Annotated in this window: 21 protein-coding genes; 9 read left to right on the forward strand and 12 right to left on the reverse strand. The window is 73.0% G+C overall.

What is annotated here, in order from left to right; translation table 11 throughout:
- Window positions 1-8: 8 nt before the first annotated feature.
- Window positions 9-629 (reverse strand): aa3-type cytochrome oxidase subunit III, encoded by a 621-nt coding sequence (ctaE, locus tag ACZ6X9_RS12615; protein ID WP_152264355.1) that lies wholly within the window; start codon window positions 627-629, stop codon window positions 9-11.
- 307 nt (window positions 630-936) lie between these two features.
- Here ctaE and ACZ6X9_RS12620 point away from each other — a divergent pair, with 307 nt between their 5' ends.
- Window positions 937-1350, forward strand: a complete 414-nt coding sequence (locus ACZ6X9_RS12620; RefSeq protein ID WP_469777979.1) for a hypothetical protein — start codon at window positions 937-939, stop codon at window positions 1348-1350.
- A 274-nt stretch (window positions 1351-1624) separates the two neighbouring features.
- Here the strand turns inward: ACZ6X9_RS12620 and ACZ6X9_RS12625 are convergent, their stop codons facing one another.
- The 4 genes from ACZ6X9_RS12625 to ctaC all read right to left on the reverse strand — a co-directional run bounded on the left by ACZ6X9_RS12625 (window position 1625) and on the right by ctaC (window position 6085).
- Window positions 1625-2869, reverse strand: coding sequence for a L,D-transpeptidase (locus tag ACZ6X9_RS12625; RefSeq protein WP_469777980.1), 1245 nt, complete (start codon window positions 2867-2869; stop codon window positions 1625-1627).
- A gap of 137 nt (window positions 2870-3006) precedes the next feature.
- A complete protein-coding gene (locus ACZ6X9_RS12630; protein WP_469777981.1) occupies window positions 3007-3405 on the reverse strand; it encodes a cytochrome c oxidase subunit 4 in 399 nt (132 codons plus the stop codon).
- Window positions 3402-5123, reverse strand: coding sequence for an aa3-type cytochrome oxidase subunit I (ctaD, locus tag ACZ6X9_RS12635; RefSeq protein ID WP_436782726.1), 1722 nt, complete (start codon window positions 5121-5123; stop codon window positions 3402-3404). The genes ACZ6X9_RS12630 and ctaD overlap by 4 nt, the downstream gene beginning before the upstream one ends.
- On the reverse strand, window positions 5120-6085 hold the full coding sequence (gene ctaC, locus ACZ6X9_RS12640; RefSeq protein WP_469777982.1) for an aa3-type cytochrome oxidase subunit II: 966 nt from the start codon (window positions 6083-6085) through the stop codon (window positions 5120-5122). The genes ctaD and ctaC overlap by 4 nt, the downstream gene beginning before the upstream one ends.
- 263 nt (window positions 6086-6348) lie before the next feature.
- On the opposite strand from ctaC, the gene ACZ6X9_RS12645 reads away from it, so the two are divergent.
- Entirely contained in the window at window positions 6349-7731 is a 1383-nt protein-coding gene (locus tag ACZ6X9_RS12645; protein WP_469777983.1) for an aminotransferase class V-fold PLP-dependent enzyme, read from the forward strand.
- 227 nt (window positions 7732-7958) lie between these two features.
- On the opposite strand, the gene ACZ6X9_RS12650 is transcribed toward ACZ6X9_RS12645, so the two are convergent.
- Window positions 7959-8933, reverse strand: a complete 975-nt coding sequence (locus tag ACZ6X9_RS12650; protein WP_469777984.1) for a carbohydrate kinase family protein — start codon at window positions 8931-8933, stop codon at window positions 7959-7961.
- Between the two features lie 203 nt (window positions 8934-9136).
- Here ACZ6X9_RS12650 and ACZ6X9_RS12655 point away from each other — a divergent pair, with 203 nt between their 5' ends.
- Window positions 9137-9370, forward strand: a complete 234-nt coding sequence (locus tag ACZ6X9_RS12655; RefSeq protein WP_469777985.1) for a hypothetical protein — start codon at window positions 9137-9139, stop codon at window positions 9368-9370.
- A 171-nt stretch (window positions 9371-9541) separates the two neighbouring features.
- Window positions 9542-11068, forward strand: a complete 1527-nt coding sequence (locus ACZ6X9_RS12660; RefSeq protein WP_469777986.1) for a hypothetical protein — start codon at window positions 9542-9544, stop codon at window positions 11066-11068.
- Between the two features lie 95 nt (window positions 11069-11163).
- Here ACZ6X9_RS12660 and erpA read toward each other — a convergent pair whose 3' ends face one another.
- Window positions 11164-11520, reverse strand: coding sequence for an iron-sulfur cluster insertion protein ErpA (erpA, locus tag ACZ6X9_RS12665; RefSeq protein ID WP_071963520.1), 357 nt, complete (start codon window positions 11518-11520; stop codon window positions 11164-11166).
- A 252-nt stretch (window positions 11521-11772) separates the two neighbouring features.
- On the opposite strand from erpA, the gene nadA reads away from it, so the two are divergent.
- Window positions 11773-12960 carry a quinolinate synthase NadA gene (nadA, locus tag ACZ6X9_RS12670; RefSeq protein ID WP_469777987.1) on the forward strand — a complete coding sequence of 396 codons (1188 nt, stop codon included), beginning with the start codon at window positions 11773-11775 and terminating at the stop codon, window positions 12958-12960.
- Window positions 12961-13177: 217 nt separating this feature from the next.
- Here the strand turns inward: nadA and ACZ6X9_RS12675 are convergent, their stop codons facing one another.
- The 4 genes from ACZ6X9_RS12675 to ACZ6X9_RS12690 form a co-directional block, all read right to left on the reverse strand.
- A complete protein-coding gene (locus ACZ6X9_RS12675) occupies window positions 13178-13876 on the reverse strand; it encodes a response regulator (RefSeq protein ID WP_469777988.1) in 699 nt (232 codons plus the stop codon).
- Window positions 13877-13885: 9 nt separating this feature from the next.
- Window positions 13886-15196, reverse strand: a complete 1311-nt coding sequence (locus ACZ6X9_RS12680) for a sensor histidine kinase (RefSeq protein ID WP_469777989.1) — start codon at window positions 15194-15196, stop codon at window positions 13886-13888.
- Window positions 15197-15431: 235 nt separating this feature from the next.
- Window positions 15432-15710, reverse strand: a complete 279-nt coding sequence (gene pspAA / locus ACZ6X9_RS12685) for a PspA-associated protein PspAA (protein WP_469777990.1) — start codon at window positions 15708-15710, stop codon at window positions 15432-15434.
- A 29-nt stretch (window positions 15711-15739) separates the two neighbouring features.
- Window positions 15740-16528, reverse strand: coding sequence for a PspA/IM30 family protein (locus ACZ6X9_RS12690; RefSeq protein ID WP_469777991.1), 789 nt, complete (start codon window positions 16526-16528; stop codon window positions 15740-15742).
- A gap of 367 nt (window positions 16529-16895) precedes the next feature.
- Between ACZ6X9_RS12690 and ACZ6X9_RS12695 the strand changes: the two genes are divergently transcribed.
- Both ACZ6X9_RS12695 and ACZ6X9_RS12700 read left to right on the forward strand, forming a co-directional pair.
- Complete coding sequence (locus ACZ6X9_RS12695; protein ID WP_469777992.1) at window positions 16896-17501, forward strand: DUF3043 domain-containing protein; 606 nt, start codon at window positions 16896-16898, stop codon at window positions 17499-17501.
- A 218-nt stretch (window positions 17502-17719) separates the two neighbouring features.
- Window positions 17720-18628 carry a class I SAM-dependent methyltransferase gene (locus ACZ6X9_RS12700; RefSeq protein WP_469778639.1) on the forward strand — a complete coding sequence of 303 codons (909 nt, stop codon included), beginning with the start codon at window positions 17720-17722 and terminating at the stop codon, window positions 18626-18628.
- Between the two features lie 72 nt (window positions 18629-18700).
- Here ACZ6X9_RS12700 and ACZ6X9_RS12705 read toward each other — a convergent pair whose 3' ends face one another.
- Window positions 18701-18916 (reverse strand): hypothetical protein, encoded by a 216-nt coding sequence (locus tag ACZ6X9_RS12705; RefSeq protein ID WP_469777993.1) that lies wholly within the window; start codon window positions 18914-18916, stop codon window positions 18701-18703.
- Window positions 18917-19043: 127 nt separating this feature from the next.
- Here ACZ6X9_RS12705 and ACZ6X9_RS12710 point away from each other — a divergent pair, with 127 nt between their 5' ends.
- Together ACZ6X9_RS12710 and cobT are read left to right on the forward strand one after the other, a co-directional pair.
- Complete coding sequence (locus tag ACZ6X9_RS12710) at window positions 19044-20240, forward strand: bifunctional adenosylcobinamide kinase/adenosylcobinamide-phosphate guanylyltransferase (RefSeq protein WP_469777994.1); 1197 nt, start codon at window positions 19044-19046, stop codon at window positions 20238-20240.
- A 248-nt stretch (window positions 20241-20488) separates the two neighbouring features.
- Window positions 20489-21535, forward strand: coding sequence for a nicotinate-nucleotide--dimethylbenzimidazole phosphoribosyltransferase (cobT, locus tag ACZ6X9_RS12715; protein ID WP_469777995.1), 1047 nt, complete (start codon window positions 20489-20491; stop codon window positions 21533-21535).
- Window positions 21536-21613 lie beyond the last annotated feature (78 nt).

Below are 21613 nucleotides of genomic sequence, written 5' to 3' on the forward strand. Positions count from 1 at the left end.
GGGACCGATTACTTGATCAAGTAGATCGTGGCGAAGAGGCCGATCCACACCACGTCGACGAAGTGCCAGTAGTAGGAGACGACGATGGCCGCCGTCGCCTGGTGGTGGGTGAACCTCTTGGCCGCGTACGTCCTGCCCAGGACCAGCAGGAAGGCGATGAGTCCGCCCGTCACGTGCAGGCCGTGGAAGCCGGTCGTCAGGTAGAAGGCCGAGCCGTACGCGTCGGAAGACAGCGAGAGGCCCGCCTCCTTGACCAGGTCGGTGTACTCGAAGATCTGGCCACCGATGAAGATGGCACCCATCACGAAGGTGATCACGAACCAGGTACGCAGCTTCTTCACGTCACCGCGCTCGGCCGCGAACACGCCGAGCTGACAGGTCAGCGAGGAGAGCACCAGGATCGTGGTGTTCGCCGCCGAGAACGGGACGTTCAGATGCGACGCCATGTCCGACCAGTGGTCGGTGCCGGTCACCGATCGCAGGGTGAAGTACATCGCGAAGAGGGCCGCGAAGAACATCAGCTCGGAACTCAGCCAGATGATGGTTCCGACGCTGGTGAGGTTCGGTCGGTTGACCGAGGGGTGCGCGTGCCCGGTATCTACTGCTGTTGCTGTCGCCACGACCGACATTATGTCGGTCGCTTATCTCGCGCTCACTCCGGGGGGTGCCGTTCGGTGTGTCAAGGACGTGTGCCCTGCTCGTACGGCCGAACGCGGTGTCCGGCAACGGCCGCCCCGGAGCCGTCACGTGGTCCCCCGAAGGGAGGAACGAACCCTTCCGCAGGGCTTCGCACGTTATGCACCGGGCGCCGGTGACGGGCCGTCGGCCCGCTCGGCCCCTCCTCGCGGGCCCCTCCCGCGGAGTAGCATCCGCGCCAGCGGTCCCCTCGTTCCATAGCTGTGCCCGGGACACCCCAGTCTGAGCGTGGAGGTAACGATGCAGCCGACGGCCACGGTGCTGGTCTACAGCGACGACGCGCGCACCCGCGAACAGGTGCGGCTGGCCGGCGGCCGGCGCCCGGCGGCGGACGTGCCGCCGGTCGAGTACCTGGAGTGCGCCACCCTCCCGGCGGTGCTGCGGACCCTGGCGGACCACCGGGTCGACGTCTGCGTCCTGGACGGCGAGACGGCCCCCGCGGGCGGCATGGGCGTCTGCCGGCAGCTCAAGGACGAGGTGTTCCGGTGCCCGCCCGTACTGCTCCTGATGGGCCGCCCGCAGGACGCCTGGCTGGCCACCTGGAGCCGGGCGGACGCGGCGGTGACGCACCCGGTGGACCCGGTGGCCTTCGCCGGCGCCCTGGCCGGGCTGCTGCGGGCACGGTCGGCGGCACACGCCGTGACGGACGCCTGAGGGCCCCGGGGGGCGCCTGAGTACGCGAGGGGCGCCTGGGGATGTGACGGGCGCCCGGGACGGCGGCCCGGGACGGGGGTCCGGAACCGCGACGGGCGTCAGGACGGATACGCGGGGGTGGTCGGCGCGCGGAGCCGTCCGGGCACAGGGGCACAGGGCCGTCCGGGGAGAGGGCCGTCCGGGCAGAGGGCCGTGGGAGCCCAGGGCCGTCGGAGCCCAGGGGCCGTCCGGGCAGAGGGCCGTGGGAGCTCAGGGCCGTCGGAGCCCAGGGCCGTCAGACGCTGGGCCGCAGCCGGGCCGCGTCGGCCGGGGTGGCGCCCTCCCGTGTCCCGGCCGCCAGGGCGCTGCCCTTGCGCCAGTCCTCCCAGGACAGGTTCCAGTCGCCGAAGCCGTTGTCGAAGGGCGTCATGGTGGCGCCCGCGCTGCCGACGACCTTGACGATGTCACCCACCCGGACGGTGTCGAAGAACCATTTGGCGTTCTCGGTGGACATGCCGGTGCAGCCGTGGCTGACGTTGTCGGCGCCCTGCGAGCCGACGGACCACGGCGCGGCGTGCACGTATTCGCCGCTCCATGTCACCCGGGTGGCCCAGTAGACGGGCAGGTCGTAGGAGTCGGCGCTGCCCTCGGCGATGCCGATGGTGTCCCCGCGCATCCGTACGAAGGATTCCTGGCCCAGGATCACCTTGACCCCGTTGCGCGTGTCGTAGCCGGGCTTGCCGGTGGTGACCGGGATCGACCGGATCTCCTGGCCGTTCTTCAGAACCGTCATGTAGTGCCCGGCGGCGTCCGTGACGGCCTCCACGCGGTCGCCCGTGTCGAGGTGCAGCGGCTTGGACGGGCCGCCGTACATGCCGCCGCCGACCTTGATGCCGTCGAGGGTGGCACGGACGTCGATGGAGGCGTGCGCGGGCCAGAACTCCTTGGGCCGGTAGTGCAGGACCCGGTTGTTCACCCAGTACCAGGAGCCCTGGACGGCGGGTCGTGACTCCACCCGCAGGGTGCGTTCGACGACGGCCCGCGCGGCGGGGGTTTGGACGGGGGTGCTGAGCTCCGCCGTGATCGGCTGTCCGACGCCGTAGGTGCCCGTCTTGGGGCCGAACGCGACGGTCAGCAGCCGGGTGGCCGGGCCGGTGTCGAAACCGATCGTACGGCGGCCCTGGGCCCCGTCGTCGTCCTCCGTGCTCACCCGGACCGTGTAGTGCGCGCCGGCCGCGAGCGATCCGGTGCTGTGCCAGGACGAGCCGTCGGGGGCCAGTTCGCCGCCGACGTACCGGCCGGCGGCGTCGGTGGCGATGACGTCCGTGATGCGGTCGTCGCCGGTGGCCTTCACCTCCAGGGGCACGCTCGGGTCGACCTTGCGGCCGTCCTCGGCGCCCTTCAGCACGACCTGGCCGGTGGCGTCGTAGGGCGCGTCGGCCAGCGGGTTGGACGAGCTGCACCCGCTGCCCCCCAGCGCCAGGGGGACCAGCAGCAGCGCGCCGCCGAGCACCGTGCGGCGTCGAGGAGAGTGGCTCATGGTCACACCGTAGGAAGGATCGGCCTCTTCGGCCCCCGGGGCGGTGCAAACGGGTGGGGACTCCTGACACTCCGGCAAAAGGCCGGGCCCCGCACACCGAGTGGTGTGCGGGGCCCGGCCCGTGCGCGGCGCGGAACCTACTGGTTCTGGTTCTCGCCGCGGTAGAACTCGAACACCCAGCCGAAGAGGCCGACCGCGATCAGGGGGGCGGAGAAGTACATCAGCCACCAGCCGATCGCGATGGACGCGAAGGCGAGGGCGCCACCGATCGCCAGGGACAGCGGCTGCCAACTGTGCGGGGCGAAGAAGCCCAGCTCACCGGCGTCGTCCGCGACGTCCGCGTTCTTGTTGTCCTGCGCTCCGGCGTCCACCCGGCGCGCGGTGAACGCCAGGTAGTAGCCGACCATGATGCACAGGCCGAAGGCGAGGAACAGCGCGGTCGTGCCCGCCGGCTCCTTCGACCACACGCCGTAGACGACGGCCATGGCCAGGATGAAGACGGAGAGCCAGATGAACATCCGGCCTTGGATCTTCACTTGCCGGCCTCCTTGCCACCCACGAGGGCCTTGTCAGCGAGGTTCTCCTCCAGCTCCAGCGCCGCGATCTCCGGGTGGTGCAGGTCGAACGCCGGGGATTCGGAGCGGATGCGGGGCAGCGTGAGGAAGTTGTGCCGCGGCGGCGGGCAGGAGGTCGCCCACTCGAGGGAGCGGCCGTAACCCCACGGGTCGTCGACCTCGACCTTCTTGCCGTACTTGGCGGTCTTCCAGACGTTGTAGAAGAACGGCAGGATCGACAGGCCGAGCAGGAACGAGCTGATGGTGGAGATGGTGTTCAGCGTGGTCCAGCCGTCGGCCGCCAGGTAGTCGGCGTACCGGCGGGGCATGCCCTCCGCGCCCAGCCAGTGCTGGACCAGGAACGTGCCGTGGAAGCCCACGAACAGCGTCCAGAAGGTGATCTTGCCGAGCCGCTCGTCCAGCATCTTGCCGGTGAACTTCGGCCACCAGAAGTGGAATCCGGCGAACATCGCGAAGACCACGGTGCCGAAGATGACGTAGTGGAAGTGCGCGACGACGAAGTACGAGTCGGAGACGTGGAAGTCCATCGGGGGCGAGGCCAGGATGACGCCGGTCAGACCACCGAAGGTGAAGGTGATCAGGAAGCCGACGGCCCAGAGCATCGGTGTCTCGAAGGACAGCGAGCCCTTCCACATGGTGCCGATCCAGTTGAAGAACTTCACACCGGTCGGGACCGCGATCAGGAAGGTCATGAAGGAGAAGAACGGCAGCAGCACGCCACCGGTCACGTACATGTGGTGCGCCCACACCGTCACCGAGAGACCGGCGATGGAGATGGTCGCCGCGATCAGGCCCCAGTAGCCGAACATCGGCTTGCGGGAGAAGACCGGGATGACCTCGGAGATGATGCCGAAGAACGGCAGGGCGATGATGTAGACCTCGGGGTGGCCGAAGAACCAGAACAGGTGCTGCCACAGCAGCGCGCCGCCGTTGGCCGCGTCGAAGATGTGGGCCCCGAACTTGCGGTCCGCCTCCAGCGCGAAGAGCGCGGCGGCCAGCACCGGGAAGGCCAGCAGGACCAGGACACCGGTCAGCAGGACGTTCCAGGTGAAGATCGGCATCCGGAACATCGTCATGCCGGGCGCGCGCATGCAGATGATCGTGGTGATGAAGTTGACCGAGCCGAGGATCGTACCGAAGCCGGAGAAGGCCAGACCCATGATCCAGAGGTCACCGCCGACGCCCGGGGAGTGGGCGCTGTCGGTCAGCGGCGCGTAGGCGAACCAGCCGAAGTCGGCCGCACCCTGCGGGGTGAGGAAGCCGGCCACGGCGATCAGCGAGCCGAACAGGTACAGCCAGTAGGCGAACATGTTCAGTCGCGGGAACGCCACGTCGGGCGCGCCGATCTGCAGCGGCATGATCCAGTTCGCGAAGCCGGCGAACAGCGGCGTCGCGAACATCAGCAGCATGATCGTGCCGTGCATCGTGAACGCCTGGTTGAACTGCTCGTTCGACATGATCTGCGTGCCGGGGCGAGCGAGTTCGGCGCGCATCAGCAGCGCCATGACGCCGCCGATGCAGAAGAACACGAACGACGTGACCAGGTACAGGGTCCCGATCGTCTTGTGGTCGGTGGTGGTCAGCCACTTGATCACCTGGTTGCCTGGCGTCTTGGCGCGAACAGGCGGTGCTGCCGGGGCTGATGCGGCGGCACCCTGGGGTTCGTTGAGGATGCTCACTTGTTCTTGGTCTCCGCGTTCTTCGCGTGATCCGTCTGCGCGATGCCCGCCGGCAGGTAGCCGGTCTGGCCCTTCTCGGCCAGCTCCTTGAGGTGCTTCTGGTACCGCTCAGGAGAGACGACCTTGACGTTGAAGAGCATCCGCGAGTGGTCCTGCCCACAGAGCTCGGCGCACTTGCCCCGGAAGGTGCCCTCCCGGTTGGGGGTCACCGTGAAGCTGTTGGTGTGGCCCGGAATGACGTCCTGCTTCATCAGGAACGGCAGCACCCAGAAGGAGTGGTTGACGTCGCGCGAGGTCAGGATGAACTCGACCGTCTCTCCCTTGGGGAGCCACAGCGTGGGACCGGGCATGCCGTTCTGCGGGTTCCGGGTGCCCGGGATGCCCGTGTCGTAGACGCCCGCCGCGTCCGCCGGAGCCTTCTTCAGGAACCGGTCGGGGATGGCGTCGAGCTCCTTGATGCCGCGCAGCGCCTTGCCCGGCTTCTGGCCCTGGGCGGTCTCCATGTAGTTGAAGGCCCAGTTCCACTGGAAGCCGATCACGTTCACGACGTGCTTCGGCTTGTCCGGGTTGGCGATGAGCTTGTTCTCGTCACGGGCCGTGAAGTAGAAGAGCACCGAGACGATGAGGATCGGGACCACGGTGTACAGCGCCTCGAGAGGCATGTTGTACCGGGTCTGGGTAGGAACCTCGATCTTGCTCCGGCTGCGCCGGTGGAAGATGACGCTCCAGAGGATCAGGCCCCACACCAGGACACCGACCGCGAGGGCCGCAGCCCACGAGCCCTGCCACAGGGAGAGGATCCGCGGCGCCTCCTCCGTGACGGGAGTGGGCATTCCGAGGCGGGGAAAGTCCTTCGATGTGCAACCGGTGGCGGTCGCCAGAACAGCGCCCGCGGCCAGCGCCTGCAGCAGCTTCCGCCGCACCGGGCGCCGCGACGAGCGGTCGGAGCCGTTGGGACTCACGTAGCGCCTTCCCGAGAGTCTCGCCCGCGCGGCCGGCTGCGGCCGTCTCGGTCGGTCGCCGGCCCGCTGCGGGCAGGGTTTGGATGTTTATGCGGACCAAACCCTACTGGACGCTATTTGGGGTCGCGCGGGGAGGGTGCCCAACGCGCCGGGGGGCCGCGCCAAGACCCACCGAAGGGATGGAACGACCGGCTCCGGGCAGGATCTGGGAGGGCGTCAGCCCTGGCCCGCGCGGGAACGGGCGGCGCGCTAGGTTCGATGACGTGCCCTACTTCGACGCCGCCTCCGCCGCTCCCCCGCACCCCGTCGCCCGACAGGCGCTGCTCGCCGCCCTCGACGAGGGCTGGGCCGACCCCGCCCGGCTCCACCGGGAGGGCCGGCGGGCCCGCATGCTGCTCGACGCGGCCCGGGAGACGGCGGCCGAGGCGGTCGGCTGCCGGCCCGACGAACTCTCGTTCACCCCTTCGGGTACCCGGGCGCTGCACGACGGCATCGCCGGGGCGCTCGGCGGCCGCCGCCGGACCGGACGCCACCTGGTGGTCTCCTCGGTCGAGCACTCCGCCGTACTCCACGCGGCCGACGCCCTGGAGGCGGACGGCGGGAGCGTCACCCGGGTGGCCGTGGACCGGACCGGACTCGTCGACCCCGCCGAGTACGCGGCGGCGCTGCGCCCCGGCACCGCGCTGGCCGCCCTCCAGTCCGCCAACCACGAGACCGGCACGGAACAGCCGTTGGCCGAGGTCGCGGCGGTGTGCCGGGCCGCGGGGGTGCCGCTGCTGGTGGACGCCGCCCAGTCGCTCGGCTGGGGACCGGTCCCTGAGGGCTGGTCACTGCTGACGGCAAGCGCCCACAAGTGGGGCGGCCCGGCGGGCGTCGGCCTGCTCGCCGTCCGCAAGGGCACCCGCTTCTCCCCGCCCGGCCCGGCGGACGAACGGGAGGCGGGCCGCGCGCCCGGCTTCCCCGCCCTCCCCGCCATCGTCGCCGCGGCGGCCTCGCTGCGGGCGGTACGGGCGGAGGCCGACGCGGAGGCGGCCCGGCTGCGCGCCCTCGTCGACCGGATCCGCGCCCGCGTCCCCGCCCTCGTCCCCGACGTCGAGGTCGTCGGCCACCCCGCCCGCCGGCTCCCCCACATCGTCACCTTCTCCTGCCTCTACGTCGACGGCGAGGCCCTCCTCCACGCCCTCGACCGCGAAGGCTTCTCCGTCTCGTCCGGCTCCTCCTGCACCTCCAGCACGCTGGAACCCAGCCATGTGCTGCGGGCGATGGGGGTGCTGTCGGAAGGAAACGTACGGGTCTCGCTGCCGCGCGGCGCTCTCGAAACGGATGTGGAGCGGTTCCTGGACGTGCTGCCGGCAGTGGTGGAAGGGGTCCGGCAACACCTGGGCGCGCCCACTCCGGCGGCGGCCCCGCCCTCCGGGGCGGCGGAGGTCGTCGTGGACGCGCTCGGGAAGCGGTGTCCGATTCCGGTGATCGAGCTGGCGAAGGTGTTCGACCGGGTGCCGGTCGGGGGGCTGGTGACCGTGCTGTCCGATGATGAGGCTGCGCGGCTGGATGTTCCCGCCTGGTGCGATATGCGGGGGCAGGAGTATGTAGGGGAGCGGGCGGTGGAGGGTGGGGTGGGGTATACGGTGCGGCGGGTTTCGTAGGGGGGTGTGCCCCGGTCCCACCCTTTCACCGTTTCTTGCGGGAGGGCCCGCACCCCTGCATCGCGGCTTTGCCGCGAGGTCCTCAAACGCCGGACGGGCTGGAGTGGGCGCCCTATTCAGCCCGTCCGGCGTTGAGGACGAGCGGCGAAGCCGCGATAAGCGGGGTCTGGGGCGCAGCCCCAGGAAACGGTGAAAGGGCGGGACCGGGGCACAGCCCCCCGCAGGGGTCACCCCAGGTGACCCTGGACCTCCGCCGCCGCCTCGTGCCCGTACGCCTTGGCGAACCGCTCCATGAAGTGCCCGCGCCGCAGCTCGTACTCCTGAGTACCGAGCGTCTCGATCACGAGGGTGGCCAGCATGCACCCCACCTGAGCCGCCCGCTCCAGGGAGAGCTCCCACGTGAGGCCCGCGAGGAATCCGGCGCGGAACGCGTCGCCGACGCCCGTCGGGTCGACCTTCGCCTGCTCCTCCGCGCAGCCGACCTCGATCGCGGGCTCGCCGGTGCGCTCGATGCGGACGCCGCGGGCGCCGAGAGTGGTGACGCGGGTGCCGACCTTGGCGAGGATCTCGTCGCCGGTCCAGCCGGTCTTGGACTCGATCAGGGCCTTCTCGTACTCGTTGGTGAAGAGGTACGTGGCGCCTTCGACCAACTGCCGGATGTCGTCGCCGTCCATGCGGGCGAGCTGCTGGGAGGGGTCGGCGGCGAAGGGGATGCCGCGGGTGCGGCACTCCTGTGTGTGGCGGAGCATCGCCTCGGGGTCGTCGGCGCCGATCAGTACCAGGTCGAGGCCGCCGACGCGGTCGGCGACCGGCTGGAGCTCGATGAGGCGGGCCTCGCTCATGGCGCCGGTGTAGAAGGACGCGATCTGGTTGTGGTCGGTGTCCGTGGTGCAGACGAAACGGGCGGTGTGCAGGACCTCGGAGATGTGCACCGACTCCGTGTCGACACCGTGCCGTTCCAGCCAGGCGCGGTAGTCGCCGAAGTCCTCGCCCGCCGCGCCGACGAGGATCGGGCGCAGGCCCAGGACGCCCATGCCGAAGCAGATGTTGGGGCCGACGCCGCCCCGGCGGACGTCGAGGTCGTCGACGAGGAAGGAGAGGGAGACCGTGTGCAACTGGTCCGCCACGAGCTGGTCGGCGAATCGGCCGGGGAACGTCATCAGGTGGTCGGTGGCGATGGAGCCGGTGACAGCGATACGCACGGCGAATCTGCTCCTTGCGGGGCGAGGCGGTGAAGGGGCGTGGGGCGGTGGCGCTATACGGGAGGAAGCGGGCCGAACAGGAAAAGGCCGTACCACGCTACCGGCTCCCGCTCGGGACACCAGTCCTGATCTCGCCACGAGCGGCTGAATTTACCCGATGGTCGGCCTTTCTCCCCGGCCACGGCGATCGGTACGGTGCCGGTATGGGGACTCCTGTGAACCACGTCACCCCGCCCGCCGCGGACGCCGCTCCCGACGACGACACCCTCGCCGCGCTGCGCCGGGACTGTGCCGGGATGCTGCCGCACTGGCCGGTCGCGGTGGCCCTTGACACCCCCGCGGCCCCGTCCGCCCCGGCGGCCCGGCCGCCGCACGGGGTGTCGGTGCCGGAGCGGACCGCGCGGCTGCTGCGCGGCATGTCCGATTACGGGGACTGACGGCTTCGGCGACCGGCGGGTACGGGGCTCGACGGGCACGGCGCCCGAGCCGGCCGGGGCGGACGGGTCCGCCGTGGAACCGCCCGCTCCCCCGCTCCGTCCCACCGGCACCTCACCCCGGCCGGGGCGGGGACCGGGACACCGGTGGGAGCGGAGCGAAGGAGCGATGCGGTGGGCACCGAGGGCGACACCTCCGGCAAGCGGCGGCGGAAGCACTCGCCGACGGTGGTCGCGTCGGTCGCGGCGGCCGTGCTGCTGGCCGGGGGCGGCGGCGCGTACTGGGCGGCGACGGCGGGCGGCGGCTCGTCGGGGCCGGCCGCGGAGGAACGGGCGGTGCCCCCGCCGCCGCTGGCGCTGGACGACGACGGGGGCACCGGTTCGAGCGGGCCACCGCCGGGCATCGCGGTGGGCGAGCCGGACCCCAACGGCGGCGGCACCCGCTACCGGGCCGAGGGGAAGCTGCCCGACGGCCCGGCCAGGGCCCCCGTCTACACGGCGGGCCGGGCGCCGGCCGCCTCGGATGTGGCGACGCTGGCCCGGGCCCTGGGCGTCAAGGGTGAGCCGCGGAAGGCGGACGGCGTCTGGGCCGTCGGACGGGGAACGGAACCGTCGGTGCAGGTGGGCGTGGCCGCGCCGGGCGACTGGACGTACGCGCTGCACGGGATCGCCGGCGGGAAGCCGTGCGTGCGTCCGCCGGGCGCGGGGCCGGAGAAGGAAGGCCCCGGGGATTCCGGTGACGCCCCGGCCTGCCCGTCGTTCCGGGACCGGCCCGGCGGGTCCGATCCGGCGGCGGCTCGTCCGGTGTCGGAGGAACGGGCGCGGGCGGCGGCCCGGCCGGTGCTCGCGGCGCTGGGTTTGGGCGACGCGACGGTGGACGCGAGCCGGGTGTTCGGTGCCGTCCGGACGGTCACGGCCGATCCGGTGCTGGGCGGCCACCCCACGTACGGCCGGCAGACCGTGCTGCGGGTCGGCGCCGACGGCCGGGTGACGGACGGTGCGGGGGCGCTGGTGTCGCCGGTGAAGGGTGCCGAGTATCCGCTGGTCAGCGCCGCGCGGGCGCTCGACGAGCTCAACCGACGGGCCGGGAAGGGCGGGAAGGACGGTGTACGGATCGGGGGCTGCGCGACGCCCGTGCCGGCGGGCGGGGACGCGGGAAGCGCCCTGGAACCGTCCGGGCCGGAGACCACCTCCCCGCCCTGTGCGGGCGGCACGCTGCCGCGCGCCTCGGTGCCGATACGCGGGGCACGGTTCGCGCTGGCGGCGCGGTCGGTGGAGGGCCGGCCGGCGCTGGTGCCGTCGTGGCTGTTCGAGGCGGCGGTGCCGGGTGGCGGGAAGGCCACGGTGACGGTCGTGGAGCCGGCCGTGGACCCGAAGTTCCGCACCGCGGCGCGGGGTGCGCGGCCGGCTCCTGGCGGGGTCCGGGGGCGGACGGTCCCGGCCCAGGTGACCTCGTACAGCGCCGACGGCTCGCGGCTCACCCTGCACTTCTGGGGTGGGGTGTGCAGCGACTACGCGGTGTCGGCGCAGGCCCAGTCGCCGGCGGCGGTGACGGTGAAGATCACCGGCGTGGAGCGGGAGCCCGGCCGGCCGTGTGTGCTGATGGCCCGGCGGTTCGACCGGAAGGTGGCGCTGGACCGGCCGCTGGACGGGCGCAAGGTGGTGGACGTGGCGACGGGCGAGCCGGTGCCGCGGGGCTGACCGCCCCCCCCTTTCACCCCGTCCCTGGGCATGCGGAAGGCGGGCACCCCTTCGTGAGGGGTGCCCGCCTTCTCCGCGCGCGGTGCCCGCGGCCCTTAGCTGAAGGAGTCGCCGCAGGCGCAGGAGCCGGTGGCGTTGGGGTTGTCGATCGTGAAGCCCTGCTTCTCGATGGTGTCGACGAAGTCGATGGAGGCGCCGCCCAGGTACGGGGCGCTCATCCGGTCGGTGACGACCTTGACGCCGTCGAAGTCCTTCACGACATCGCCGTCGAGCGAGCGCTCGTCGAAGAAGAGCTGGTAGCGCAGGCCGGAGCAGCCGCCGGGCTGGACGGCGACGCGCAGCGCCAGGTCCTCCCGGCCTTCCTGCTCCAGCAGGCTCTTGACCTTCGCTGCCGCGGCGTCGGACAGGAGGATGCCGTCGCTCACAGTGGTCTTCTCGTCCTGAACGGACATCTGCTTCACTCCCGGGTTTCGTGCGGACTCTTGCCCTCGGCTGAACCGACGGAGCCCGGGATTCATTCCGGGTCCGGCCGTGTGTTCCTGCCTTTCATGCTCGCACATCCCTTGCGCGCCCGGGAATGCGTCACATCGACGCAATGGGCATCGTCAAAGTGACACGAAGCAGTTATGATAGATAGCGTCAAATTGACGACAAGGCCGGTGCAGCTCAGTCCGGTCGTCCGCAGAACAGAAAGGGTGCGTGTCGTGACCACCGCCCAGTCCCTGGATTTCCAGGACCCCGCCCCGTCGCCCCTCGCCCTGCTGCTGCTCGGCCGCGAGTCCGACCCGCGCAGCGAGCGCGGCGTGGAGTGCCCCGGCGACCTGCCCGCGCCCTCCGACCCGGACCTGGTGGAGCGGGCACGCGCCGCGAAGGCGAAGCTGGGTGACCGGGTCTTCGTCCTCGGCCACCACTACCAGCGCGACGAGGTGATCGAGTTCGCGGACGTCACCGGCGACTCCTTCAAGCTGGCCCGCGACGCGGCGGCCCGCCCCGACGCGGAGTACATCGTCTTCTGCGGCGTGCACTTCATGGCCGAGTCGGCCGACATCCTCACCACCGACGCCCAGCAGGTCGTCCTGCCGGACCTGGCCGCCGGCTGCTCGATGGCCGACATGGCCACCGCCGAGCAGGTCGCCGAGTGCTGGGACGTCCTCACCGAGGCGGGTGTGGCCGAGACCACCGTCCCCGTCTCGTACATGAACTCCTCCGCCGACATCAAGGCCTTCACCGGCAAGCACGGCGGCACCATCTGCACCTCCTCCAACGCGGAGCGGGCGCTCAACTGGGCGTTCGAGCAGGGCGAGAAGGTCCTCTTCCTCCCGGACCAGCACCTCGGCCGCAACACCGCCGTCCGGGACCTCGGCATGTCCCTCGACGACTGCGTCCTCTACAACCCGCACAAGCCGAACGGCGGCCTCACCGCCGAGGAGCTGCGCGGCGCCAAGATGATCCTCTGGCGCGGGCACTGCTCCGTCCACGGCCGCTTCTCGCTGGACTCCGTCCGCGAGGTGCGCGAGCGCATCCCCGGCGTCAACGTGCTCGTGCACCCCGAGTGCAAGCACGAGGTCGTGGCCGCCGCCGACCACGTCGGCTCGACGGAGTACATCATCAAGACCCTGGAGGCCGCCCCGGCCGGGTCGAAGTGGGCCATCGGCACCGAGCTCAACCTGGTGCGACGGCTGGCGAACCGTTTCGCGGCGGACGGCAAGGAGATCGTCTTCCTCGACCGGACGGTGTGCTTCTGCTCGACCATGAACCGGATCGACCTGCCGCACCTGGTGTGGGCGCTGGAGTCGCTCGCCGAGGGCAAGGTCGTCAACCGGATCGAGGTCGATCCGGAGGTGGCGGCGTTCTCGAAGCTGGCGCTGGAGCGGATGCTCGCGCTGCCGTAGGCAGCGGTTGGTTTGGGGGGTGGTGCCCCAGTCCCGCCCCTTCGCCGATTCCTGGGGGCAAGCCCCCCAGACCCCCTTTTCGCGGCTTCGCCGCTCGTCCTCAAACGCCGGACGGGCTGATTTAGCCCGTCCGGCGTTTGAGGACAGCGCGCGCAGCGCGCTTCGGGGGTGCGGGGGTCCGCCCCCGCAAGAAACGGTGAAAGGGCGGGGCTGGGGCCTACTCCCCCCGTGGCCGCACCAGACCCGTCTCATACGCGATCACAACCAACTGCGCCCGATCCCGCGCCCCCAACTTGGCCATCGCCCGATTGACGTGCGTCTTCACCGTCAACGGGCTGACGGCCAGCCGCTCCCCTATCTCGTCGTTCGACAACCCGCCGGCCACCCGCACCAGCACCTCCCGCTCCCGCCCCGTCAGCGCGTCCAGCGCCTCCGCCCCCCGCCGCGCCGGGCCGCCGGTGTCGAAGCCGCCGCCCTGGGCGAGGAACGTGGCGATCAGCCCCTTCGTCGCCGCGGGCGAGAGCAGCGCCTCGCCGGCCGCGGCGATCCGGATGGCGGCGAGGAGCTCGTCGGGCTCGGCGCCCTTGCCGAGGAAGCCGGAGGCGCCCGCGCGCAGGGACTGCACCACGTACTCGTCGACCTCGAAGGTCGTCAGCATCACCACGCGCACCCCGTCGAGCGTCGGGTCGGAGCAGATCTCGCGGGTCGCGGCGAGGCCGTCCACGCCGGGCATCCGGATGTCCATGAGCACCACGTCGGGGCGTACCTCGCGGGCCACGCGCACCGCCTCGGCGCCGTCCGCCGCCTCGCCGACCACGCGCATGCCGGGTTCGGAGTCGACCAGGACGCGGAAGGCGCTGCGCAGCAGGGCCTGGTCGTCGGCGAGGAGCACGCTGATGGAGGACTCGTCGGTCATGGGGTCAGCCTAGGCCGGGCGGCGGGCGGGCCCGGGGCGGGCGCGGGGGCCGGTGGGGACGGGCAGCCGGACGCGGACCCGGAATCCGGGCGTCCCCTGCCGTGGTCCGGTCTCGATGGTGCCGCCGAGCGCGGTCACCCGCTCCCGCATGCCGACCAGGCCGTGCCCGCCGGCCGGACCACCACCGCCCGGACCACCACCGCCCGGGCCGCCGTCCTCCGGGCCGTCGTCCAGAACGGTGAGCACCAGACTTCCGGGCGCCCGCAGGATGACCACCTCGGCGCGGGCCCCCGGCCCGGCGTGCTTGTGGACGTTGGTCAGCGCCTCCTGGAGGACCCGGTACGCGGTGAGGTCGACGGCGGCCGGCAGCGCGCCGGCGACGGACGTGGCGGGGTCCTCGTCGCCGGGCTCCGGCGCCTCCGCCGGCGCGCCGGTCACGGTGACGGCCACCCGCAGGCCGGCCCGGGTGAAACCGTCCACGAGCTGGTCGAAGGCGCCGAGGCCGGGCGCCGGCTCGGTGGGCGCCTCCGGGTCGCCGTACTGGCGCAACAGGCCGACGGTGGCGCGGAGTTCGTCCAGCGCGGACCGGCTGGCCTCCCGGACGTGGGCCAGGGCCTGCTTCGCCTGGTCCGGGCGGCTGTCCATGACGTGCGAGGCGACCCCGGCCTGGACGTTGACCAACGCGATGTGGTGGGCGACCACGTCGTGCAGCTCGCGGGCGATGCGCAGCCGCTCCTCGGCGACCCGGCGGCGCGCCTCCTCCTCCCGGGACCGCTCGGCGCGCAGCGCCCGTTCCTCGATCGCGGCGACGTACGCACGCCGACTGCGGACGGCGTCGCCCGCGGCGGCGGCCATGCCGGCCCAGGCGAGCATCCCCACGTTCTCCTGGGCGTACCAGGGCGGCGGGCCCACCAGCATCACCGCCCCGGTGAGGACGGCGATCGTCACCGTCGCGATGCGCAGGGCCGCGGCGCGCTCGGTGCGGGAGACGACGGTGTAGAGCGCCACGACGGCCGACAGCGCCACCTGGATGCGCGGGATCCCGTCCCCGGCGTCCGCGGCGCCCGCCACGGTCAGTGCCGACGTGACGGCCAGGACGGTACGCGGCGCCCGGCGCCGGACGGCGAGGGCCGCGGCGGCGAGGACGGCACACGTGACGAAGAGGGGTTCGAGCGGGTGCTCCGCCACCCGGTGGCCGACGAAAACGCTGCCGATCATCAGGGCGAGGACGGCGGCGGCGACCGCGGCGTCGGCGGCCACGGGGTGCGCGCGCAGCTTCCCGTGCGGGCCGGCTGCGCCGGAGGGGGCGGGGGTGGTCATCGCGGTCCCCTCCGGGGCGGGATGCGGCTGCGGGCGCCTGCGGCGGGCTGTGCCCCGGTCCCGCCCTTTCTCCCCCAGCTACCGCTGGGAGGTGCCCCCAGTTTCTTGCGGGGGCAAGCCCCCGCGCCCCCCAAGCGCGCCTGCGGCGCGCGTCCTCAAACGCCGGACGGGCTGACTTCAGCCCGTTGGGGGTGCCCCCTCTGGGGGAGGGACCGGGGCACAGCCCCCGCAGGGGTCACCCAGGGATGAGACCGTCGTCGCTGAGCATCTCGCGGACCTCCGCGAGCGAAGCGTCGGGCGCCGGCAGAATCAGCTCGGAAGGCTCCAGAGCGTCGTCGGGCAGCGGCTCGCCGATCCGCCGCACGGCGTCGAGCAGCGCGCCGAGCGTCCGGCGGAAGCCGTCCTCGTCGCCGCTCTCCATCTCTTCGAGGAGCTCGTCGTCCAGCGTGTTGAGCTCGGCGAAGTGGCTGTCGGCCAGTTTCCACTGGCCCTCCCCCATGATGCGAACGATCACGGCGCCTCCTCTCGTTCCGCGGCCCGCGGTCAGCGCTTGTGGAAGTCGGGCCGGTCCTGCGGCTGGGCGGTCTGCGACGCGGCGCCGCCCTCGATGGCCGGCTTGGCGGCGCCGCCGCCGGAGAGCTCGGCCTTCATCCGCTGGAGTTCCAGCTCCACGTCAGAACCGCTGGACAGGCGGTCCAGCTCGGCCGTGATGTCGTCCTTGGCCATGCCGGTGGGGTCGTCGAGGGCGCCGGAGGCGAGGAGCTCGTCGATGGCGCCGGCCCGGGCCTGCAACTGGGCCGTCTTGTCCTCGGCGCGCTGGATGGCCATGCCGACGTCGCCCATCTCCTCCGAGATGCCGGAGAAGGCCTCGCCGATGCGGGTCTGGGCCTGGGCCGCGGTGTAGGTGGCCTTGATGGTCTCCTTCTTGGTGCGGAAGGCGTCGACCTTGGCCTGGAGCCGCTGGGAGGCCAGGGTGAGCTTCTCCTCCTCGCCCTGGAGCGTCCGGTGCTGCGTCTCCAGGTCGCTGACCTGCTGCTGGAGGGCGGACCTCCGGGTGAGCGCCTCACGCGCCAGGTCCTCGCGGCCGAGGGCGAGCGCCTTGCGGCCCTGCTCCTCCAGCTTCGCGGACTGTCCCTGGAGCTGGGTGAGCTGGAGCTCCAGGCGCTTGCGGGAGGTGGCCACGTCGGCCACGCCCCGGCGCACCTTCTGGAGCAGTTCGACCTGCTTCTGGTACGAGTAGTCGAGGGTCTCGCGCGGATCCTCGGCCCGGTCCAGGGCCTTGTTGGCCTTCGCGCGGAAAATCATCCCCATACGCTTCATGACACCGCTCATGGGCCTCGCGCGCCCCCTTCTGACCGACTTAGCTCGGGCTTCGGCTCCATCACACCTACAGAACCCACAGTACGGGGCCTGTCCCCATTACCGCACTGTCCGGGCCCGGATGCGCTCCTCCTGCAGGACGATCAGAGGGACGTCCTCCTCCGGCGGGAGGAGGAGACGGCCCACCGGGCGGCCACCGGGCGGCCACCGGGCGGCCACCGGGCGGCCACCGGGCGGCCACCGGGCGGCCACCGGGCGGCCACCGGGCGGCCTCCGGGGAACCGTCCGGGGAAAACCGGGGGCGTCCCCGGGAGACCATCCCGGGATCATTCCCCAGAACGCTGGGGTCCACCCCCGGGACCCCGTACCCTTGGGTCCCGTGTTCCGAAGCCGTTCGAAGGAAGAGCAGTCCGCCCAGGCCGCCGACGCCAAGGTGACCGCGGACCAGCCCCAGCAGCCCCGTCATCCCGAGGCCCCCAAGGGCCGCCCGACGCCCAAGCGCAGCGAGGCGGCGTCCCAGCGCCGCAGCCTCGCCGGCACGCCGGCCAACCGCAAGGAGGCCGCCAAGCGGCAGCGTGAGGCCCGCCGGGCCGACATGGCCAAGCAGCGCGAGGCGCTGGCCAACGGCGACGAGCGGTTCCTGCCGGTCCGCGACAAGGGGCCCGTGCGCCGCTTCGCGCGGGACTTCGTGGACTCCCGGTTCACCGTCATGGAGTTCTTCCTGCCGCTGGCGGTGGCGATCCTCGTCCTGAGCATGTTCAACCGCGGGTCCTTCCAGCAGTACGTGCTGCTGGCGTGGGTGGTCGTCATCCTCGTGATCGTGGTCAACTCCCTGGTCATCGCGATCGGCCTGCGCGCGGAGCTGAAGAAGCGCTTCGCCGGCGAGCCCACCCGGGGCGCCGTGCCGTACGCGCTGATGCGCTCGCTGCAGATGCGGCGGCTGCGGCTGCCGAAGCCGAAGGTCGCGCGTGGGGAGAAGCCCTGAGCGGCTCCTCGTGGGGCCCGGCCGGCGCGTTGTCGGACGGGCCCGGAGCGGTACCGGCGGCGGGGCCCGGCCCTGAACCCGGCGCGGTTCCCGGTTCCTTTCCCGGGCCCGGTCCCGGGGCGGTGTTCCGGGTGACGGCCGGGTCGTTCTCCGACGCGGGGCCGGCGACGTACGCCGGTACGGCCACGCCCTCCGAGGGCGGGTACGGCGTCCACGCGATGGCCCTCCCCGCGGTGGCGGCCCCCGGGCCGGCCACGGGGCACGCCCCCGAGTACCACCCGGCCGTGCCGCCCGCTCCCGTCACCGGCTTCGCCGCTCCGGCCGGCCGGCCGGCGGGGACCGTCGGATACGCCGGATACGCCGGGGACGTGGCGGCCGTCGACGAGGACCTGTGCGAAGGCCTGCGGAACACCGTCCGGCACGAGCTGGTCGCCCGGCAGATAGACGAGCAGACGGCGGCCCGCTTCGCCGCCGGGCAGCGCCTGCGCGTCCTGGACGTCGGCCTGGCCCACGGCACCCAGTCGCTGCGCCTGGCCCGCGCGGGACACGAGGTGACGGCGCTGGAGTCCGACCCGGCGACGGTGTCCGCCGTCCGCAAGGTGCTCGCCGCCGAGTCCGCGGACGTCCGGGAGCGGGTCCGGCTCATCGAGGGTGACGGCCGGGACACGGGGGCGCACTTCACGCCGGGCGCCTTCGACCTGGTCCTCTGCCACGGTGTGCTGATGTACGTGCCGGAGCCCGACCCCCTGCTGGCCGGCCTCGCCCGGGTACTGGCCCCCGGCGGTCTGCTCTCCCTGCTGGTCCGCAACGCGGACGCGCTGGCGCTGCGGCCCGGGCTGGCCGGCGACTGGGACCGGGCGCTGGCCGCCTTCGACTCCCCCTACGCCACCGACCGGGCCGGCGTCCCCGTCCGCGCCGACCGGCGCGAGACCCTGACCGCGACCCTGGCCGGCATCGGGGCTCCGCTGCGTGCCTGGTACGGCGTCCGGGTCTTCTGCGACCCTCCGGCGCGCCCCCGCCGGTCCGACCTCGACCGCCTGCTCGCGGCGGAGGACCGGGCCGGCCGCACGGACCCGTACCGGTCGGTGGCGGCGCTGCTGCACCTGTGCGGGGTCAGGGGCGGGTAGGGCCCGTGGCCCCGGTCCCGCCCCCGGAGGGGCGCCCGGGAAACGGCGGAAGCGGGGCCCCGGAACGTCCGGTCAGCTCTCCGCCGCGGCCCTGAGGCTCATGGGGGACTCGTAGATCTCCTGGCCGTCCTCGAAGAGGCGCACCTGCTCCACGCCGCCCTCCAGCAGCGCCCGCCACTCCTCGCCGAGCCAGGACTCCGCGTCCCCCTGTGTCGTGAACTCCTCCGGCTCGACGGCCGGGGCCGTCTCCGTCCCGTCCGCCTTCTCGAACCGCCACACCCACGCCATGCCAGCCTCCAAAGGCTCGTGGTTCGCTGCCGTAGCGCAGCCTAACCCCCGGTCGGGGGCGCGGTCCCGGGGCGGGAAAGGGTGATCCCGACGCGCCCGCCGTGCGCGGACGCGAGACGATCGTGGCGTGGAACTGACTCTGCTCGGCACCGGGGCCCCCGAGGGGCTGCCGCGCCCCGGCTGCCCCTGCGCCGCCTGCGCCACCGCCGTGGGCGAGGACGCCCGGGCGGCGACCGCGCTGCTCGTCGACGGTGAACTGCTGCTGGATCTCACGCCCGGGCCCGCGTTCGCGGCCGCGCGGGCGGGCCGGTCCGTCGCCGGGGTGCGGCAGGTGCTGCTCTCCCACCCGCACGACGGCCCGGCCGTCGAGCTGCCGCCCGGCCTGCCGGCGCCGGTGCGGGTACCGGACGGCCGGGACCTGTCGCTGATCAGCGGGCACCGGGTGCGGGCGGTGGCCCTGGACGCGCCGGGCACCGGTTACGAGGTGACGGGTCCCGACGGCGACCGGCTGCTCTACCTGCCGCCCGGCGGCGCCCCGGCCGGGCTCTCCACCGCGGCCGGCCCCTACGACATCGTCCTGCTCGACGTGGTGGACCGCCCGGACGCGCTGGCCCGGCTGCGCGAGACGGGTGCCGTCACGGCGACCACGGACGTGATCGCCGTCCACCTCGGCCACGAGGTGCCGCCGGGGCCCGAACTGCACCGCCGGCTCGCCGCGGCCGGCGCGCGGGCCGTCCCGGACGGCAGCACGCTGACGGTCGGCGACTACCACGCCGTCCCGGACGTGCCCCGGCGGACGCTCGTCCTCGGCGGGGCGCGCTCGGGCAAGTCCGTGGAGGCGGAGCGGCGGCTGGAATCGTTCCCCGAGGTCCTCTACGTCGCGACCGGCGGCACCCGCGACGGCGACTCCGACTGGGCGGCACGCGTCGCCCTGCACCGCGAACGCCGCCCCTCCTCCTGGCGCACCGCCGAGACCTGCGACCTCGTCCCCCTGCTCACCGCCGACGGACCGCCGCTGCTGATCGACTGCCTCTCGCTGTGGCTTACCCATGCGATGGACGCCGTGTCGGCGTGGGACGACGCGGCGTGGGCGGACGGGGGGTCCTCGGCGCTCGCGCAGCGGGTCGCCTCGCTCGTCCGGGCCGTCCGGGAGACGCGGCGGACGGTCGTCGCCGTCAGCAACGAGGTCGGGTCCGGGGTGGTGCCCGCGACCGCTTCCGGGCGGCGGTTCCGGGATGAGCTGGGGAGGTTGAACGCGGCGTGGGCGGCGGAGTGTGAGCATGTGCTGATGGTGGTGGCGGGGCAGGCGGTGCGGTTGCGGTAGGGAGGGGGTGTTGCCCCGGTCCCGCCCTTTCGCCGTTTCCCGGGGCCCAGCCCCCGGACCCCGAAACCGCGCTCCGCGCGGTTGTCCTCAAACGCCGGACGGGCTGATACAGCCCGTCCGGCGTTTGAGGACGAGCGGCGAAGCCGCGACAAGGGGGTCTGGGGCGCAGCCCCAGGAAACGGCGAAAGGGCGGGACCGGGGCACCGCACCCCCCGACCCCGCCCCCGCGCAGCGGTAATGTGTCGCGGATGAGCGGTCTGAATCTTGACGAGTTCGCCACGCTGATCGAGCGCCCCGACCCCGACACCCGCCGCGAAGCGGAGGAGCGGCGCGAACGGCTGGCCCCCCGCCCGGGCGCCTTCGGCCGCCTGGACGAGCTCGGCGAGTGGCTCGCCGCCGCGCAGGGCGGGGTGCCGGTGAAGCCGGTGGAGCGGCCGAAGGCGATTCTCTTCGCGGGTGATCACGGCGTCGCCTCGCTCGGCGTGTCCGCCGGTCCGGCCGAGGGCGCGTACCCGCTCGTCCGCGCCGCGCTGGACGGGGCGAGCGCCCCGGCCGTGCTCGCCCGCCGGTTCGACGTCGGGCTGCGGGTCGTCGACATGGCGCTGGACTGCGACCCGGAGCTGCTGCCGGCGGACGTCACGCGGCACCGGGTGCGCCGCGGTTCGGGCCGGATCGACATCGAGGACGCGCTGACCGCGGAGGAGGCGGAGGCCGCGTTCCGGGCGGGGATGGCGGTCGCCGACGAGGAGGCCGACTCCGGCACGGATCTCGTGGTGCTCGGCGACCTGAGCGTGGGCGGCACGACCGCCGCGGGCGCGCTGATCGGCGCGCTGTGCGGGACGGACGCGTCGGTGGTGACCGGGCGCGGCGGCGCGGGCATCGACGATCTGGCGTGGATGCGCAAGTGCGCGGCGATCCGGGACGCGCTGCGCCGGGCCCGGCCCGTCCTGGGCGACCAGTTGCGGTTGCTGGCGACGACGGGCGGCGCGGATCTGACGGCGATGACCGGGTTCCTGTTGCAGAGCGCGGTCCGCCGGACGCCGGTGATCCTGGACGGCGTGGTGTCGGCGGCGTGCGCCCTCGTCGCGCAGCGTGTCGCCTTCCGGGCGCCGGACTGGTGGCTGGCGGGGCAGAGCAGCGGCGATCCGGCCCAGGCGAAGGCGCTCGACCGGATCGCGCTCAACCCTCTGCTCGATCATGGCGTCACACTGGGCGAGGGAACAGGGGCGCTGCTCGCTCTGCCGCTGGTGCGGGCCGCGGCGTCCCTGGCGGCGGAGCTCCCCGAGCGTTCCTGACGTTCCGGAGGCCGACACGGGCCGGAAGGTCTCGACAGCGGTCACCGGCAGCGGAAACGTGGGGGCCACGCCGTACCC

The organism is Streptomyces sp. NPDC052910, assembly GCF_055585605.1.

Bases quoted from the DNA above. Each gene is read 5' to 3' on its own strand.
- ctaE (WP_152264355.1), bottom strand. From the start codon at position 629: ATGTCGGTCGTGGCGACAGCAACAGCAGTAGATACCGGGCACGCGCAC.
- ACZ6X9_RS12620 (WP_469777979.1), top strand. From the start codon at position 937: ATGCAGCCGACGGCCACGGTGCTGGTCTACAGCGACGACGCGCGCACC.
- ACZ6X9_RS12625 (WP_469777980.1), bottom strand. From the start codon at position 2,869: ATGAGCCACTCTCCTCGACGCCGCACGGTGCTCGGCGGCGCGCTGCTG.
- ACZ6X9_RS12655 (WP_469777985.1), top strand. From the start codon at position 9,137: ATGGGGACTCCTGTGAACCACGTCACCCCGCCCGCCGCGGACGCCGCT.
- erpA (WP_071963520.1), bottom strand. From the start codon at position 11,520: ATGTCCGTTCAGGACGAGAAGACCACTGTGAGCGACGGCATCCTCCTG.
- ACZ6X9_RS12675 (WP_469777988.1), bottom strand. From the start codon at position 13,876: ATGACCGACGAGTCCTCCATCAGCGTGCTCCTCGCCGACGACCAGGCC.
- ACZ6X9_RS12680 (WP_469777989.1), bottom strand. From the start codon at position 15,196: ATGACCACCCCCGCCCCCTCCGGCGCAGCCGGCCCGCACGGGAAGCTG.
- ACZ6X9_RS12690 (WP_469777991.1), bottom strand. From the start codon at position 16,528: ATGAGCGGTGTCATGAAGCGTATGGGGATGATTTTCCGCGCGAAGGCC.
- ACZ6X9_RS12700 (WP_469778639.1), top strand. From the start codon at position 17,720: ATGGCCCTCCCCGCGGTGGCGGCCCCCGGGCCGGCCACGGGGCACGCC.
- ACZ6X9_RS12705 (WP_469777993.1), bottom strand. From the start codon at position 18,916: ATGGCGTGGGTGTGGCGGTTCGAGAAGGCGGACGGGACGGAGACGGCC.
- cobT (WP_469777995.1), top strand. From the start codon at position 20,489: ATGAGCGGTCTGAATCTTGACGAGTTCGCCACGCTGATCGAGCGCCCC.